The following is a 16,530-nucleotide window of genomic DNA, read 5'->3' as shown; positions in this document are numbered from 1 at the left end:
AGTGCGGAGAGTATATTCTAGCTTTTATGGAGAGTATTTACCCTATGACCGTTGCAGAAAAACAAACACTGGGCTTCCAAACAGAAGTCAATCAATTATTACAGCTCATGATCCATTCTCTTTATAGCAATAAAGAGATTTTTATCCGCGAATTAATATCAAATGCCTCCGATGCGGTCGATAAACTCCGCTTTAAAGCACTGCAAAACCCTGCCTTACAAGAAGATGCCCAGCTCAAACTAAGCATAGAAATCGATAAAGCAAAACGCCTGTTAATACTGAATGATAACGGGATAGGAATGAGCAGAGAGGAAGTCATTGCCAACCTAGGCACTATTGCAAAATCGGGTACAAAAGAATTCTTAGCTTCTTTGACGGGAAATAAGGCGCAAGATACACAACTCATCGGTCAATTTGGGGTCGGTTTTTATTCAGCTTTTATGGTTGCCGAAAAAATAACGGTTAATACACGTGCGGCTGGTTTACCGGCTGATGAAGCCATTTGCTGGGAATCGACAGGCGATGGCCAATATACGATTGAGCCAATCAATAAAACCACACCCGGAACTGAAATTATATTGCATCTACGTGAAGGCGAAGATGAGTTTTTAGAAAATTGGCGACTACGCAACATTATACTTAAATATTCTGATCATATTACGCTGCCGATTAATATGAAGAAGGAACGTCCCGTACCAGAAACCGATGCGCAAAAAAATGAAAGCATCGAAGAACAGGACATCTGGGAAACCGTCAACAATGCTACAGCATTATGGACACTCCCTAAAAATCAAATCAAAGAAGATGAATATAAAGCATTCTATAAACATGTCGCACATGACTTTCAAGATCCTCTTGCTTGGAGCCATAATAAGGTAGAAGGAAAACAAGAATATACCACTTTGCTCTACGTACCTTCTCAAGCACCGTTTGATCTCTGGAACCATGAAAAACCTCGCGGCTTAAAACTCTATGTTAAACGTGTGTTTATTATGGATGACGCAGAACAATTTCTGCCGCGTTATTTACGCTTTGTAAAAGGGATAGTCGATAGCAATGACCTTCCTTTAAATATTTCACGCGAAATCTTACAAAGCAACAAACTGGTTGATAATATACGTTCTGTTGTTAGTAAACGAATTTTAGAATTATTAGCTAATCTTGCACAAGATCAAACGGAACAATACAAACAGTTTTGGAACTCTTTTGGAAATGTGCTCAAAGAAGGGTTTGCTGAAGACTTTAATAATCGTGATGCGCTTGCCAAACTGTTACGGTTTTCGTCAACCCATTTAAATAATGCTGAGCAAATCGTTAGCTTAGAAGAATACGTTGCGCGCATGCCGTCTACACAAGACAAAATCTATTATATTACTGCCGAAAATTATTCCTCTGCTAACAGCAGTCCGCATTTAGAAATTTTTCGTCAAAAAAATATTGAGGTTTTATTGCTACATGACCGTATTGATGAGTGGTTAGTCGCACATTTAACTGAGTTTGAAGGAAAAACGCTGCAATCCATCGCTAAAGACGCGGATATCACGGGCATCACAGGTGAAGAAAATAAAGAAGAGCAGAAAAAAAATGAAGACGAATTCAAATCACTATTAGAGCAAATGAAAGAAGTTCTTGGTGATAAAGTAAAAGAAGTTCGTATTTCTCAACGTTTAACTATTTCACCCGCTTGTATTGTTAACGAACAAAATGCATTAAGTAACCAAATGCGCAGCATGTTGCAAGCCGCTGGCCAATCTATTCCAGCCAGCAAACCTATTTTAGAGTTGAATCCTCAACACCGATTGGTTCAACGTCTAAAAGAAGAGCAGGATGATGCGCGACTTGCTGAATGGACACATCTCTTTTTAGAGCAATCCATTCTGGCAGAGGGTGGACATCTCGAGGATCCCGCTGCGTTTGTAAAACGACTTAATGACTTATTAGCTTAAGTATTGTTGTAACTCCCCACTTGCGTGGGGAGTACATCGAATGCTTTACCAATTAAATAGCGTACCATCTAATTTTCGATTAACGGGTAAATAAGCACGCTCATAGGGGTATTTTTCAGCTAATTTTTCATCAAAATCTACACCTAAACCTGGTTTATCCCCTGGGTAAAGATAGCCTTTATCAAACGTATAAGCATGCGGAAATACTTCATTCGTTTTATCGGTATGCCGCATATATTCTTGTATACCAAAATTATTGATTGAAATACCAAAATGTAAAGCAGCCGCCATCGTAATTGGAGAAACGTCAGTAGGGCCATGGCAACCTGTTTTGACGTGGTAAACTTCAGCCATAGCCGCTATTTTCTTCATGTGTGTTAACCCACCACCATGCACCACTGACATACGGATATAGTCAATCAGTTGTTCCGTAAACAAAATATGAGTATCCCATATGGTATTGAATACTTCACCCACCGCTAAAGGTGTGGTGGTATGTTGACGGATAATTCGAAAACCTTCTTGTAGTTCTGCTGGCACGGTATCTTCTAACCAAAACAGATGATAAGGCTCTAATTCCTTTCCTAAACGCGCTGCTTCAATTGGTGTTAAACGATGGTGTGAATCATGCAGAAAATGTACCTCATCACCATATTCTTCACGTAATTTTTTAAACAATTTAGGTACATAGTTAAGGTATTTTTCGGTAGACCATTCTGATTCCTGAGGTAGACCTTTTGTAGCTGGCTCGTAATACATTTTATCTTTAGCGGAAATACCATAAGAATCTTTTAATCCAGGAACACCTGTTTGTGCACGAACCGCTAAATAACCTTTCTCTATGTATTTGCCAACTTCCTTAACCGTATCATTAATATCTTTCCCATTGGCATGGCCATAAACCATCACGCCTTTTCGGCTTTTACCGCCAAGCAAATTATAAACAGGTGTATTTAACACCTTGCCTTTAATATCCCATAAAGCCATATCAATGGCTGCAATAGCCGCCATGGTAACGGGGCCTCGACGCCAATAAGCACCACGATAAAAATACTGCCAAATATCTTCTATTTGTGCCGGATCCCGCCCAATCAAACAAGGAATAAGATCTTCTAAATAAGCCTTTACCGCTAATTCGCGACCATTCAACGTCGCGTCACCTACACCGTAAACACCTTCGTCAGTCGTAATTTTTAATGTAACAAAATTTCTGTCAGGACAGCTAACAAAAACCTTAGCTTCTTGAATTTTCATCGTTTACCTCAGTGAGTCATTTTTATAAATAATAAGTAAAAGGATCTAACTCTATTAAGTAATCACCAAATCATTTAAGCGATTACGTCCAATAATGGGATATTGTTCAACTTCGTACACCACACCTGAAACGGGTGCGGATTGATCAGACAACCAAAATGTAACATGGGCAGCTACATTTTCAGGTGATAATAGGCGGCCGCTTGGTGCGTATACTTTGGGTATTTTTTCTTGCCAATTATCGGGTAATCCTTCGCGTCTTTTCAAAGCCACTTCATTATCCGTTGGTGTCCAACCCACATTTAATTGGTTAACACGCACATGATCGGGGCCTAAACTGTCCGCTAAATTACGCGTCATCGTCATTAACGCACCTTTAGAGGATGAGTAAATCAATAGATCCGGTTGTCCGCAATGCGCATTCATAGAGCCTATATTAACAATAGCCCCACCTTTCCCCCGTTTTCTAAAAACCTTGACGGCTTCTTTAGACAAAAGTAATGGCGCATAAAAGTTGATACGCATTACTTTCTCACAAAGCTCTATACTGGCATCATCAATATTATTGCGTGGATAAATACCTGCGTTATTAACAAGGCCATCCAAACAACCAAATTTATCGATTGTTGCGTTTACTAAGCTAGCATAAGCATTTTCATCTGCTAAATCAGCAATTAAATAATGCGCTGCATCGTTGCCTAATTTTGCAACTAACGCTTTTGCACGATCTTCATGACGGCCATGCACCATCACTTTAGCCCCTTGCTCAACACAACGGCGGGCTGTCGCTGCACCAATTCCATTGGTAGAACCGGTAATTAAAACAACTTTATTTTTTAACATTAACATTTCCTTTCCTTTATAACTTATTTTAAGAAAAAAAAGCTGATTTTTATTCAAAAAACATTGATTTGCGTAAAGAAATACCCAATTCACGACTAGGCCGACCTAAACGCAGATTTTGTTCAATATGCTCCAAAGAACACCCTTTCGTTTCAGGAACCATAAAGTACACAAAAAGTCCGCCTAATATACATAAAAAAGCATATAGCCAAAATGTATGACTGGGACCCAGCAATTCAATGAGCGTTAAAAAAGTTAATGCCACGAGCATATTGAATCCCCAGCTCGCAGAAATAGCCAGACTAGCGCCCACACCACGAATATTTAAAGGGAAAATTTCAGAAATAATAAGCCACATAATCGGACCTAAGCTTATTGCAAAGCTTGCGATATAAATAATCATGCTGCCTACGGCTACCCAGCGCAATGCAGCAAATTCAGGAAAATAAAATGCAGCGCCCATCATTGCTAAACTTAAAAACATACCTGAGAGACCTAAAAGTAATAAAGGGCGACGTCCCCATTTATCGATGAGAGGAAGCGCAATGAGTGTAAATAATACATTGACAATGCCTATTCCTAGCGTCGCTAAAATAGCGCCTCCGGCTTGTTTGAAACCGGCTATTTGTAAAATAGTGGGCGCGTAATAAATAATCGTATTAATCCCCGTCACTTGTTGGAAAAAACTGAGACCTAAACTAATAAACAAAATAGGGCGCACCCATTTTGCAAGCAATAAACGATGCGTCCCTTTCTCCATTTTTACGGTCTGCTGAATTTCTTCAAATTCTTTATGAATATTTTCACTGCCTCGAATGCGCTGTAAAATAGTGCGCGCTTTGTGTTCCCAACCCTTTAAGACCATCCAACGTGGGCTTTCCGGTAAAAATAAAGTGCCTAATAATAAAATCGCCGCCGGTACTACGCCTAAACCTAGCATCCAAGGCCAACGGCCTTGTGCAGAAAAATAGTAATTAATGAGATATGAAAAAACGATCCCTATCGTGATCGCTAATTGATTCAAAGAAACTAACAAGCCACGAATACGCTGTGGTGCTATCTCAGCAATATAAAGAGGCGCAGTAAAAGAACCCACACCAATCGCAACGCCTAATATAATACGACCGATAATTAACCAGTGCACACTAGGCGCAAGCGCCGTGGATAATGAGCCGATAATGAACGTAATGGCTGTAAAAACAAGCACTTTACGTCGCCCAAACAAATCAGTCAGCCTTCCGCTAAATCCTGAACCGATTAAAGCACCTAATAAAACAGCGCTCACAATCATCTCTACCTGGAAGGCAGATAAAGAGAAATCTTTCTTAATAAATAAAATAGCGCCCGAGATTATCCCCGTATCGTACCCAAACAGTAACCCCGCCAATGCGGCAAATACCGAAACTGCATAAACCATCCAGTTTGCATTCGATCGTTCAAGCATGAAAATATTCTCTCTGAGATAGCATAGCTGGCTACTTTACCTCGAACCTGCCTAAAAGCAAATAAAGCACGGTAAAATTATACTCACAGCAATAAGATTTTCAGCAAGGCACCGCGAAAATGAAACAACCGGAGTGTATATAAGCATACATGAGGATTGCGAATTGAGCGGGAACACAGCCGAAAATTCTAGTGCGAAGAGTATATCAACCCAGATAGGCGGGTTCAGGTACCCCTTTAACGCCTATTTCCAATGCAAACAATTGCCCTGATTGGGGCGCATCTGCCAAAATAGAAGCAGACAACCCAACTGAAGCAGACGTCACGTAAAGCGTTTTTAAATCTTCTCCCCCAAAACAACAGCTGGTAGGCCTAGGAATGGGCATAGGAATAACGCTATCGATTTCTCCTGTGGGTTTATAGCGGGTAATTTGCCAACCGTCCCAATGGCAGCTCCATATATAACCCTCACTGTCGACAGTAAGCCCATCAGGAAAACCTGCTGATGGCGAAATTTGAGCAAAAACTTGAAAGGCCCCTAACTGACCTTTTATAGGATCAAATTCATATTCATAGATTTGACGCGCTGGAGAATCACAAATATACATTCGACTATTATCTAAATTCCACGCAATCCCATTACCAACGGTAAAGCCATTAGCCATCTCCATCGCTTTGCCTTCTACGTCTAAACAATAGAGCGAGCCCACGGGGCTCTCTTCAGCAATATCTTTAGTCGCCGCCCAAAAACGACCCTGCCGATCGCACTTGCCATCATTAAACATATCTTGAGGCGGCTTTTTTAAAGGTAATGCAAGCGTTTGTGCCATACCTGTTTCTGTATCAATGGAAGCAAAACGATCACTGAGTGCAGCTATCAATCCTCCTTTAGCACGCCAGCCAATGGAACCAATCTGGCTAGGCATTTTAAATTTTTTAACGCTTTTATTATTGATATTTAAACGATTCAAGGTTGCTGCAACGATATCGACCCAATAAAGACATTTTTGTTCGGGATGCCAAAGCGGACTTTCACCCAATAACATGGTTTCTTCACATACAACGACTGGATTTGACATAGATTTACCAAATTAAACGATAGATGGTTTCATGATAATAACGCTCGCCCGGCAATAAAAAAGGCGAGGGGAATTGAGGATAATTAACGGCTCCCGGAAAGTTTTGTGTTTCCATACAAAAAGCGCCATATCGCTGTGTTGTCAATCCTCCACTGATAGGATAACTCTTAAGGCTATTGCCGGTATAAAATTGTAACCCCGGCTGGGTCGTCTGCACTTCTAATGTACGTCCACTCATGGGCTCTTTGATCTGTGACACTAAGCGAGGATGATGGTTAATCATTGCCGGCAACACAAAACAAAGATCATAGCCGCCGATCGGTATCTCCTCTAAGCGTTCCCCTAAATGGTGTGGTTGACGAAAATCAAAAGGGGTATCATTTACCTCGGCTATTTGTCCAGTAGGAAGTAAATCTTTATCGGTCACTACATAATGATCGGCAAAAACCTGTAACACATGATCTAACACGGTGCCCTGTCCTGCACCTGCTAAATTCCAATAAGCATGGTTAGTTAAATCAACTGGAGTTACCCGATCTGTTTTTGCCTCAAAAGAAATTTTTAATTCATTAGCCAATGTCAAACTATAGGTTGTTTTTACTTCTAATGTTCCTGGATAACCCTGATCACCATCTGGACTTACTATTTTAAATTCAACACTGGCTTTATCACTCTGAATAGAAACTTCAGGCTGCCAAATTGCTTTATCAAAACCTCTTTCGCCACCATGTAAATGGTGTGCAAAATCTTTATTTTTTGTTAAATGGATTTCTTCTCCCTGATAATTAAAAGACGCATTTGCAATACGGTTAGTCACTCGTCCTATGGTCGCACCAAAATAAAAATCATGATTTAAATATTCCTCAAGATGATCAAACCCTAAAGTAAGTTCGTGTACAGTACCTCTTAATCCTGGTACTTTTACTGAGATAAGGGTAGCACCATAATTTATAACGCTGATTGACATTCCACTGGGATTACGCAATGTGTATTGCGTAATCGTTTGGCCATCAGGTAACTCGCCAAAAGTAGATGGCTGACAAAACATTTCAGGCATAATATCCTCGTAAATCTGGCATTGCTTCTTGTGGAATAATTGCACCGGGATAAGCGATAACCATGCTAGCTAATTGATGACCCCATTGCGCCGCTTTTATGGGTTCAATGTCTAACAAACGTGCCGCTACATAAGCCGCATTAAATGAATCGCCCGCGCCGGTTGTATCCACTGTTTTTTCTATAGAACAAGCAGGGACACTTTTTTGCGTGGCAATAGTAGCAATCAACACTGGTTCAGCACCACATTTAACAATTATTTCTATTATTTTATTTTTTAATAAGCGTTGTACGCAGGCTTCCGGCGTCACATCACCAAATAAAGATTGCTCGTCTATAAAAGTAGGCAACGCAACGTCTACCCATTTTAAAGTTCGATCAATGACTGTTCTTGCTGATTCAGCATCAGGCCAAAGTGAAGCACGGTAATTGGTATCAAAAATTATCTTAACACCTTTTTGTTTTGCCTTTTCTAATATCGCCCATAAATATTCCCGACTCGCCTCATCAAGAATAGCCAAAGTAATACCTGTTAAATATAAATAATCCATGCTTAGCAATTTTTTTTCTAAATCAAGTGTGGCACAGGATTTAAAAAGTTCCCGTGCCGCAGAATTTTGGCGATAAAAATAAAAAGTTCTTTCTCCTTCTTCATCGGTACGGATTAAATAAAGTCCAGGTAATTTATTCGGTAAACGACACACTAAATCTGTATTGAGTCCTTCTTCTTGCCAGTTTTTTAGCATGCTATCGCTATAGCTATCACAACCTAAAGCGGTCACATAATGGATAGTAAAAGATTCCGCAGGAAGTAAGCGCCGTAAATAAATGGCGAAATTCAAGGTGTCGCCCGCAAAAGATAGGGCTAGCGTGGTGTCGCTACGATGGGATAGCTCTAGCATCGCTTCACCAATGACTGCAATTTGCTTCATTTTAGGGTTCCAGAATAAGCAAGGACTTTAAAAAGACTTAGAAAGTTTATACTCAAAGCAATGGGATTTTTGGCAAGGCGCCGCGAAAATGAAGCAACCGGAAATATATTCAGCATACATGAGGATTGCGAATTGAGCGGGAACGCCGCCAAAAATTCAAGTGAAAAGAGTATATCTGAAATTTGCGTAGAAAAAAAAGAGGACGTATCATCAAGAATAATCTCAGTAGGATCTAGAAAACGTGCTCACACTCATTGATATTTTACAGCAAAGTCGCATTATACCGGTTATTGTAATTGATAAGATAGAACATGCAATTCCTTTGGCTAACACTTTAGTGGAAAATGGCTTCAAGGTATTGGAAATTACACTGCGTACGGATTGTGCTTTAGAGGCTATCAAACAAATAGCTAATAGCGTACCAGACGCTATTCTAGGGGCTGGCACTATTATTACACCTCGCCAATTGTCTGAAGCTAAAGCCGCCGGTGCACAATTTGCAGTCAGTCCTGGTCTTAGCGAACAACTTGTTGCTGAAACAAAAAAAGAGAAATTAGCCTATCTGCCTGGCATTGCCACCGTCTCTGAAGCACTGTTAGCCTATGAGCTAGGCTTAACGGCGCTTAAATTTTTTCCGGCTGAAATAATGGGTGGAATAAAAGCATTGTCTGCTCTATCAGAAGTATTGCCTTCGTTACAGTTCTGTCCTACTGGCGGCATTAATCTTGATAACTTTATTAACTATCTGAAATTACCCCAAGTTCCTTGTATTGGTGGCACATGGATAGCACCTCGTGCACTGATTGAAAAAGAAAATTTTACGGAAATTGCTTTACATGCAAAAGAAGCACAAAGAAAATTACAAACTATTCTTTAATTAATGATACCGCAGCACTACTTTTATTGAACATTGAATAAAATCTACTAGACTTCCCTCATATTGATTATTTATAGATATAAGGGACACATGAATAAGCAATCTATTCAAGGAAAAGGAAATTACACTAAACTTACACTCTATTTTTTGCCTTTCCTATTGCTTATAGTCCCCCTAAAAGGATTTGCAGCCGTAGTCCCTAGTACCATAGTACCTGGTCAAGTAGAGCGGCAATTAAGAAACACTGTTCCTATCAACACAGAGCAACCCTCTAGGGTTGTTACACAAGCCACTCCAGTAGCTGTAGCCTCCACGACGCCTATACCTCCGAGTATGCGTACTCCGTTTATCCTTCGCTCAGTACGCATTATAGGATCAAGCGTTTATTCACAAGAAAGTTTAAACGCTTTTTATCAGCCTTATCTTAATAAAAGGATAAGTTATTCTGAACTAGAAAAGATTGCATCCGATATTACCTTAAAATATCTCAGAGATGGCTATATACTCTCGCGCGCACATATACCAATACAAAACCTAAAATCAGGACATGTAACCATAACCATTATCGAAGCCTATGTTACTAATGTAAGCATTCAAGGAAAAATCCATGGTTTAGAAAACTTTCTAAATACATACAGTGAAAAAATTAAGCAGTCCCGTCCTTTACAACAAAAAACGTTACAGCATTACACTTTATTATTAAATCGCTTACCGGGTGTCAAAGCTACGCTTCAAATCAACCCCATATCAGAAAATTCAGGCGCACAAAACCTTATTTTTAATATCCAACAAAAACGCTTTTCTCCTTACGCTATTCTCAACAACAATCAATCCCGCTATTTGGGCTCACAGAATTTATTTGTTAGCGCTAATATGTATTCCTTATTACAAGGTGGTGATGCAACTACCGTAACCGCTGCCACCGCACCCTTCGAACCCCGGGTGCTGCAGTATTATTATTTATACGAAGTCATACCTATTGGCGTTTACGGCGATCACTTAGATGTTGCTGCAGACTATACACAAACAAAACCCAATGTACTCGGACCTCCAACCGCGACTGGGGTAGTAGGAACTTTTGATAGTTTGGCCGGCAAAGTAGGTGAGATCACTGGCTATTATTATCATCCATTTATTCTACAAACGGATGAAAAACTAGAAGGCCGTTTAGCACTGGGCTACTATAATAGTAAAACAACCGGCTTTAATGAGCCGGTTAATGGGCCCCAAGATGTTACTGTAAGAGTTCCAACTATACGCGCTCAATCAGTTTACGAACGTACTAGACCCAAATACCTTGATAGAATAGAGGCCGAAATAAGCCAAGGCTTTCATTCGCTCGGCGCTGCAATAGGACCTCCTGCATCCAATAATCCGTCAATTGACTATACAAAACTTTATTACTACGCATCCCACATACAAATTCTTCCTAAGTCGTTCTCAATACTCATTTATTCAATGGGCCAATATGCTTTTAACCCATTGATCCCTGTTGAAAAAATTCCTTATGGTGGAATCCCATTTGGACGTGCCTATGATCCTTCTGAAATCATTGGAGATAGTGGCATTATGGGAGGATTAGAAATACGCTACAATACATTTCCAGAATCTTTCAGTACCGTGCAGTATTTTACACGTTACGATATTGGCAAAGTATGGAACAAAAATGTTGCACCTGCTTTCGCTTTAAATAGCGTATACAGTGATGCTTCATTATCTGCGGGGTTACGATTATTTTTAACAAAAGATTTCAATCTTGAACTCAGTGTTGCCAGACCTTTAACCAACCCTGTTCAAGCAGAAGTATTAAGCGGAAAAAATGGAAAGAGTTTACGCTTTTTCTTTAACTTCAGTTATACACCTCTTTGATAAAGTAACCCGCTTATATTCAATAAGAATCAATATAAGCGGGTTACTCGTGCTTCAATTTTAAATAATTAGTGCTTTAATACATTCCCTAACGTATTTTTTAAAGTTCCACCTACATTGCCGCCGCTAGGCAAGCTTGGTAAGCGAATACCTGTTCCTGGTAACGTACTTGGTCCACCTGGAACTGCAAAAGTCTTTCCGTGAGGCCCTGTAATAGCAATGAGCTGGCCTTGCTTCGTTATAGCTCTTACACCTACTCCTGCATTAGGCAATGTTACATTTAATCTTGCTAATTCCTGAGGTGTTAATACGCCTGCTTGTAAACCTAGGGTTTGCAGCGCGGTCGCATTTAATACAAGGCCACCATCGCCTGTCAGTGTCACACCTGCTATATTGCCCAAATTAGGAAACCCACCACCGCCGCCACTACCTGGAGGCGCAGTTGTTGGCCCTCCTCCTGTACCTGTAGTACCAGTTCCGGCTCCACCTACGCCACCTGGACCACCACTTCCACCACCACAGGCAGTCAGTAATAAAATCGCCACGACTATCCCCGCGAAACGAAGACTACTATTTAAAAGCTTCATATTTCACTCCATGTAAATATCTATTTAATATCTAAATAAGGCTATTTATCCTAGAAGCTTAATTAGGTAGAGTCAAATATAAAAAATCTGCTAAATATTTAACAATTTGCTTTAATAGGATTTTTTTACTATATACCGCTCGTTACTTGAAATACTATTTTTAAAATAGCGCGAGTGATATAGCCGGTTATCTGAACTTAGCTTTAAAAAAGCACTTGGTTATTTCAGATTTACTATGAATTTCTGTACAATAAGTTCATCTAAACCCAACAAGGAGAATAGCTCTATGACCAAGCAAATTCCTGATAATCAGTTTAATACTGATTCACTCGATAACTCAATGCAACTGCTCGATAGGCAACTCAATGAAACCCATTTGTTAAGACATCCTCTTTACCAAGCTTGGTCAGCAGGAAAACTTTCAATCAATGATTTACAAAATTATGCCTGCCAATATTATCACCATGTCGATGCTTTTCCGCGCTATATCAGCGCAACGCATAGTAACTGCCATCTTCCTCAAGCGCGCCAGGTATTATTAGAGAATTTGAATGACGAAGAAGGCGTTTCTACAGGGGAGCCTCATCCTACCTTATGGCTACAATTTTCTAAAGGTTTAGGCTTATGTGAAGAAACCGTAAAAAACAGCGTACCTACACCAGAAACTAAACAACTCATAGACGATTTTCTATCGCTTTCGCGTTCTTCTTATGCAGAAGGCTTAGGTGCTTTATATGCTTATGAACGCCAAATTCCACAAACAGCGGCCAGTAAAATTATGGGACTTAAACAATTTTATAATATCGATGACCAAGCCACATTAAAATTCTTTCGAGTACATTTAGAAGCTGATGTGGAACACTCTGAAGCCACTAAAACACTCATGCAAGAATTACCCCTCGTAGAAAAAATAAAGGCAGAAAAGGCAGCAAAAAAAATAGCTCAATCGGTATGGAATATGTTAAGTGGTATACAAGCACAAACGATTGGAAATATTCATTGCGAAATACCCGTGACTTAGTCCGCTAAAAAAACAGACACGTCAGCCCGTCATTGCGAGCGCAAAGCGCGCGGCAATCCAGTGAAGAGGCTAATTTTTTCCTGGATGGCCACGGCTGGAATTTTATTCCAGCCTCGCCATGACGATTAAAGGTATGCAGGAGCAAATCCCGACTAATTAAGTTATTACGGTGCTTCTGAGACAGAGATACGCTTAATCTTGCCACCTAATTGTGATAATTTTTCTTCTATACACTCATAACCGCGGTCAATATGATAGATCCGATTGACTGTCGTTTCACCTTCTGCCGTCAATCCGGCAAGAACCAAACTCGCAGAAGCACGTAAATCTGTAGCCATCACTTCGGCACCCGTTAACTTCTCAACACCCTTACAAACAGCGGTATTACCTTTTAATGTGATATCTGCACCCATACGACGCATTTCTTGAGCATGCATAAAGCGATTTTCAAAAACCGTTTCGGTAATAGTACCAGTTCCTTCTGCCGTAATATTCAATGCCATAATTTGCGCTTGAACATCGGTAGGAAAAGCTGGATAGGGTGCTGTAATAACATTAACTGCTTTTGCACGTTTATTACGCATATCCAACTCAATCCAATGATCGCCAATGGTAATTTCCGTACCCGCTTCTCGTAAGGTATAAATAACCGCTTCTAAATGTTTCGCTTTTATATCTTTTAAACGAATAAACCCTCGTGTACAGGCTGTTGCAATAAGATAGGTAGCAGCCTCAATGCGATCAGGTAAAATTCGGTAATAACCGCCTGTTAACTGTTGAACGCCTTCGATGGTTATCGTATCTGTTCCAGCATCGCTAATATTAGCGCCGATGCTATTTAAAAAATTAGCTAAATCAACAACTTCTGGTTCACGCGCCGCATTTTTTATAACGGTTTTTCCTTTTGCCAGCGTTGCTGCCATCATTAAATTTTCTGTTCCTGTTACGGTAATTGTATCGAGTTTAATCACAGCACCTTGTAGCCGTCCCTTTGCTTTAGCCTTGATATAACCATTTTCAACACTCATCTTCACACCCATTGCCTGCAATCCTTGGATATGCAGATTAACGGGCCGAGTTCCAATCGCACAACCGCCTGGCAAAGAAACAATTGCTTCACCACAACGTGCTAATAATGCTCCTAATACCAGAATAGAAGCGCGCATTTTTCGAACCAGCGCATAGGGCGCATAGGAATCGATCAAGTCGCGCGCATTCACTTCTAAACTCATGCGCTCACCAATCATGAATTGAGCACCCATACCACTCAGAAGCTCCACCATAGTCGTCACATCTTGCAGATGCGGCACATTAAATAAAGTAATCGGTTCTTTTGATAATAAGCAAGCCGCTAAAATAGGTAAGGTTGCATTCTTCGCCCCAGAAATTCGCACCTCACCTTGCAACGGTGTCCCTCCCTTAATAATAAGTTTATCCACCATTTAACTCTCTATTTAAATTTTTATCGGTACGATGTTTTTTAGGCCAGCAAGCTGGATTATCGCTAACATTTGCTTAGGCAAATGAAGAAAATGAATTGTCCGTGATTGACGGTGAAAACTCCGTGTCCAAGCAATCAACAAAGCAACGCCACTACTATCGCTTTGAGTGACTTCTGCTAAATCAAAAACAACTGATTGTGCTTTATCTTTTAGCGCCTCCTGACTTTGTTGCCATATCCGGGGTACGGTATCAAAACTTAATTCTCCCGAAAGACAATAAGCACCGTCACGCTTTTGAAACAAATTAGACGAGTTGTTCATTAGTTATTTTGCGCATTATGCTGTGCAAGCTTATTGATCAATCCATCAATGCCCGCTTGTTGTAGTTCTTGCACAAACTGAGAGCGAAAACTCTCCACTAAACTAATACCATCGACACTAAAGTCGTAAAGTTTCCATTGCTCGCCTACTCGCATTAATCGATAACTGACATTGATAGCAGGCCCTGAGTCACGAATGATCTTACTATTAACTTGCACACGTGACGCTGCATTAAAGTTGCTCCGTAATGGATCAAACTTTATTTTTTCATCCGTATATTGTGCTAACGCACTTGAATAAGTACGAATCAATAAGGTAGTAAATTGCTGAGTAAACGCTTGTCTTTGTGCAGGGCTTGCTTGCATCCATGCGTTTCTACCTAATGCTCTTTCTGACATACTGACTAGGTCTACATGTGGCAATAAAATTTGATTAACAATGCCATAAACAAGCTGTGGCTTTGTTTTTAATGTAGCTTGGTTTTGTTGCAACGTCGCAATCAATTGATTGGATGTGGTTTGCAACAAATCCAGCGGCGAAGAAATAGCCCATACCGCTGTACAAACTAATAACCCAATCATAAATAAAATAAATTTTTTCACTGTTTTCCCCCTGAGTTCTTTAAACTGAATACGAGTTGCCCAATTAAGTCCTCTAGGATTAACGCAGGATGCGTATCTTGAATAACACTTCCATTCTTTAAAAAATTTTGATCAAACCCAGGCTTAAGGCTAATGTAATTAGCACCTAACAATCCTTGAGTTTGAATACTCGCTGATGTATCCGCTGGCAATTGTTGTTGCTTCGCATCAAGTTGCATGGTTACGATTGCTTTAAATTGTGTACTATCGAGTTTTATGGAGGAAACTTGACCAATTCGAACACCCGCCAAGGTAACGGGTGATCGCACTTTAAGCCCGCCGATATTATCAAAATCTGCCGTAATGGTATAGCCATTACTAGCAAGGGCATTACTTAAACCACTTACCTTAAGCGCTAAAATAAGTACAGCAATAATACTGCACAGCATAAATAAACCCACCCAAACCTCTATTATCCTATCGCGCACTTACCAACCCCCCATCATCACAGCCGTTAATATAAAATCTAAACCCAGCACCGCTAAAGAAGAATAAACAACCGTACGCGTGGTAGCACGCCCAATTCCCTGTGCTGTCGGCACTGTATCATAGCCTTGAAAGACAGCAATCCACGTCACTACGATCCCAAAAACAATGCTTTTTATTATCCCGTTGACAATATCATCGTAAAAATCAACCGAAGCTTGCATCGCTCCCCAAAAGGTACCGCCATCGACACCTAACCATACTACCCCTACTAAGTAGCCTCCCCAAATGGCAATGCTGCTAAAAATGATGGCTAACAATGGCATTGAGATAAAACCTGCCCAAAAACGAGGAGCAATAATACGTCGCAGTGGATCAACACCCATCATTTCCATACTTGCTAACTGCTCGGTTGACTTCATTAAACCAATTTCGGCCGTCAACGCTGAACCTGCACGTCCTGCAAACAATAATGCCGTCACGACTGGACCTAATTCTCGAACCACACTCAAGGCCACAAGCTGACCTAATTGTTGGCTTGCTCCAAATTTATCTAAAGTATTATAGCCCTGTAATCCAACGACCATACCAATAAATAATCCCGATAAAATAATAATCAGCAGTGAAAGCACACCGATAAAATACAGTTGTTCTACCAGCAAGGGAAAATTTTTTCTAAAGTGTGGTCTGCGATAAAGCGCATGCAAAAAAAATAGCCCCGAACGCCCGAGACCCATCAATAATCCTAAGCCAATTCGGCCCAACTCACTTAATGTGTTAGTTATCCACATAG

General features: G+C 40.4%; 16 protein-coding genes. 4 read left to right on the top strand and 12 right to left on the bottom strand.

Annotated features, from left to right (window positions below):
* Positions 1-44: 44 nt before the first annotated feature.
* Positions 45-1,946, top strand: coding sequence for a molecular chaperone HtpG (gene htpG / locus DMP02_RS00330; protein WP_126323458.1), 1,902 nt, complete (start codon positions 45-47; stop codon positions 1,944-1,946).
* 45 nt (positions 1,947-1,991) lie between these two features.
* Here the strand turns inward: htpG and manD are convergent, their stop codons facing one another.
* The 6 genes from manD to DMP02_RS00300 all read right to left on the bottom strand — a co-directional run bounded on the left by manD (position 1,992) and on the right by DMP02_RS00300 (position 8,553).
* Positions 1,992-3,200, bottom strand: a complete 1,209-nt coding sequence (gene manD / locus DMP02_RS00325) for a D-mannonate dehydratase ManD (protein WP_126322136.1) — start codon at positions 3,198-3,200, stop codon at positions 1,992-1,994.
* Positions 3,201-3,254: 54 nt separating this feature from the next.
* On the bottom strand, positions 3,255-4,043 hold the full coding sequence (locus DMP02_RS00320; protein WP_126322135.1) for an oxidoreductase: 789 nt from the start codon (positions 4,041-4,043) through the stop codon (positions 3,255-3,257).
* A gap of 49 nt (positions 4,044-4,092) precedes the next feature.
* Complete coding sequence (locus tag DMP02_RS00315) at positions 4,093-5,487, bottom strand: sugar porter family MFS transporter (protein ID WP_126322134.1); 1,395 nt, start codon at positions 5,485-5,487, stop codon at positions 4,093-4,095.
* 205 nt (positions 5,488-5,692) lie between these two features.
* A complete protein-coding gene (locus tag DMP02_RS00310) occupies positions 5,693-6,565 on the bottom strand; it encodes an SMP-30/gluconolactonase/LRE family protein (RefSeq protein WP_126322133.1) in 873 nt (290 codons plus the stop codon).
* Positions 6,566-6,569: 4 nt separating this feature from the next.
* Complete coding sequence (locus DMP02_RS00305) at positions 6,570-7,622, bottom strand: aldose epimerase family protein (protein ID WP_126322132.1); 1,053 nt, start codon at positions 7,620-7,622, stop codon at positions 6,570-6,572.
* Positions 7,615-8,553: a sugar kinase gene (locus DMP02_RS00300; protein ID WP_126322131.1), complete on the bottom strand. Its 939-nt coding sequence runs from the start codon at positions 8,551-8,553 to the stop codon at positions 7,615-7,617. The genes DMP02_RS00305 and DMP02_RS00300 overlap by 8 nt, the downstream gene beginning before the upstream one ends.
* 241 nt (positions 8,554-8,794) lie before the next feature.
* On the opposite strand from DMP02_RS00300, the gene eda reads away from it, so the two are divergent.
* Both eda and DMP02_RS00290 read left to right on the top strand, forming a co-directional pair.
* A complete protein-coding gene (gene eda / locus DMP02_RS00295; protein ID WP_126322130.1) occupies positions 8,795-9,430 on the top strand; it encodes a bifunctional 4-hydroxy-2-oxoglutarate aldolase/2-dehydro-3-deoxy-phosphogluconate aldolase in 636 nt (211 codons plus the stop codon).
* Between the two features lie 90 nt (positions 9,431-9,520).
* Complete coding sequence (locus tag DMP02_RS00290) at positions 9,521-11,299, top strand: ShlB/FhaC/HecB family hemolysin secretion/activation protein (protein ID WP_126322129.1); 1,779 nt, start codon at positions 9,521-9,523, stop codon at positions 11,297-11,299.
* A 68-nt stretch (positions 11,300-11,367) separates the two neighbouring features.
* On the opposite strand, the gene DMP02_RS00285 is transcribed toward DMP02_RS00290, so the two are convergent.
* A complete protein-coding gene (locus DMP02_RS00285; protein WP_126322128.1) occupies positions 11,368-11,886 on the bottom strand; it encodes a hypothetical protein in 519 nt (172 codons plus the stop codon).
* Between the two features lie 286 nt (positions 11,887-12,172).
* Between DMP02_RS00285 and DMP02_RS00280 the strand changes: the two genes are divergently transcribed.
* Positions 12,173-12,907, top strand: a complete 735-nt coding sequence (locus DMP02_RS00280) for a CADD family putative folate metabolism protein (protein ID WP_197720782.1) — start codon at positions 12,173-12,175, stop codon at positions 12,905-12,907.
* Positions 12,908-13,071: 164 nt separating this feature from the next.
* On the opposite strand, the gene murA is transcribed toward DMP02_RS00280, so the two are convergent.
* From murA to mlaE, 5 genes are read right to left on the bottom strand one after another with little or no spacing between them, the layout of a single operon-like run.
* Positions 13,072-14,346 (bottom strand): UDP-N-acetylglucosamine 1-carboxyvinyltransferase, encoded by a 1,275-nt coding sequence (gene murA, locus DMP02_RS00275; RefSeq protein ID WP_172594005.1) that lies wholly within the window; start codon positions 14,344-14,346, stop codon positions 13,072-13,074.
* A gap of 15 nt (positions 14,347-14,361) precedes the next feature.
* Positions 14,362-14,670: an STAS domain-containing protein gene (locus DMP02_RS00270; protein ID WP_126322126.1), complete on the bottom strand. Its 309-nt coding sequence runs from the start codon at positions 14,668-14,670 to the stop codon at positions 14,362-14,364.
* Positions 14,670-15,272 (bottom strand): MlaC/ttg2D family ABC transporter substrate-binding protein, encoded by a 603-nt coding sequence (locus DMP02_RS00265; RefSeq protein ID WP_126322125.1) that lies wholly within the window; start codon positions 15,270-15,272, stop codon positions 14,670-14,672. Before DMP02_RS00265 ends, DMP02_RS00270 begins: the two co-directional genes overlap by 1 nt.
* A complete protein-coding gene (gene mlaD, locus DMP02_RS00260) occupies positions 15,269-15,739 on the bottom strand; it encodes an outer membrane lipid asymmetry maintenance protein MlaD (RefSeq protein WP_126322124.1) in 471 nt (156 codons plus the stop codon). Before mlaD ends, DMP02_RS00265 begins: the two co-directional genes overlap by 4 nt.
* Positions 15,740-16,522 carry a lipid asymmetry maintenance ABC transporter permease subunit MlaE gene (mlaE, locus tag DMP02_RS00255; RefSeq protein WP_269471428.1) on the bottom strand — a complete coding sequence of 261 codons (783 nt, stop codon included), beginning with the start codon at positions 16,520-16,522 and terminating at the stop codon, positions 15,740-15,742. It abuts the gene before it with no gap.
* Positions 16,523-16,530: the final 8 nt, after the last annotated feature.

This window comes from Candidatus Rickettsiella viridis (genome assembly GCF_003966755.1).
In the GTDB taxonomy this organism is placed as follows: Bacteria; Pseudomonadota; Gammaproteobacteria; order Diplorickettsiales; family Diplorickettsiaceae; genus Rickettsiella_B; species Rickettsiella_B viridis.
This window is presented reverse-complemented; position numbering and strand designations above follow the sequence as displayed.

Bases quoted from the DNA above. Each gene is read 5' to 3' on its own strand.
- DMP02_RS00310 (WP_126322133.1), bottom strand. From the start codon at position 6,565: ATGTCAAATCCAGTCGTTGTATGTGAAGAAACCATGTTATTGGGTGAA.
- DMP02_RS00270 (WP_126322126.1), bottom strand. From the start codon at position 14,670: ATGAACAACTCGTCTAATTTGTTTCAAAAGCGTGACGGTGCTTATTGT.
- DMP02_RS00280 (WP_197720782.1), top strand. From the start codon at position 12,173: ATGACCAAGCAAATTCCTGATAATCAGTTTAATACTGATTCACTCGAT.
- DMP02_RS00290 (WP_126322129.1), top strand. From the start codon at position 9,521: ATGAATAAGCAATCTATTCAAGGAAAAGGAAATTACACTAAACTTACA.
- DMP02_RS00300 (WP_126322131.1), bottom strand. From the start codon at position 8,553: ATGAAGCAAATTGCAGTCATTGGTGAAGCGATGCTAGAGCTATCCCAT.
- DMP02_RS00305 (WP_126322132.1), bottom strand. From the start codon at position 7,622: ATGCCTGAAATGTTTTGTCAGCCATCTACTTTTGGCGAGTTACCTGAT.
- DMP02_RS00315 (WP_126322134.1), bottom strand. From the start codon at position 5,487: ATGCTTGAACGATCGAATGCAAACTGGATGGTTTATGCAGTTTCGGTA.
- manD (WP_126322136.1), bottom strand. From the start codon at position 3,200: ATGAAAATTCAAGAAGCTAAGGTTTTTGTTAGCTGTCCTGACAGAAAT.
- DMP02_RS00285 (WP_126322128.1), bottom strand. From the start codon at position 11,886: ATGAAGCTTTTAAATAGTAGTCTTCGTTTCGCGGGGATAGTCGTGGCG.
- DMP02_RS00320 (WP_126322135.1), bottom strand. From the start codon at position 4,043: ATGTTAAAAAATAAAGTTGTTTTAATTACCGGTTCTACCAATGGAATT.
- htpG (WP_126323458.1), top strand. From the start codon at position 45: ATGACCGTTGCAGAAAAACAAACACTGGGCTTCCAAACAGAAGTCAAT.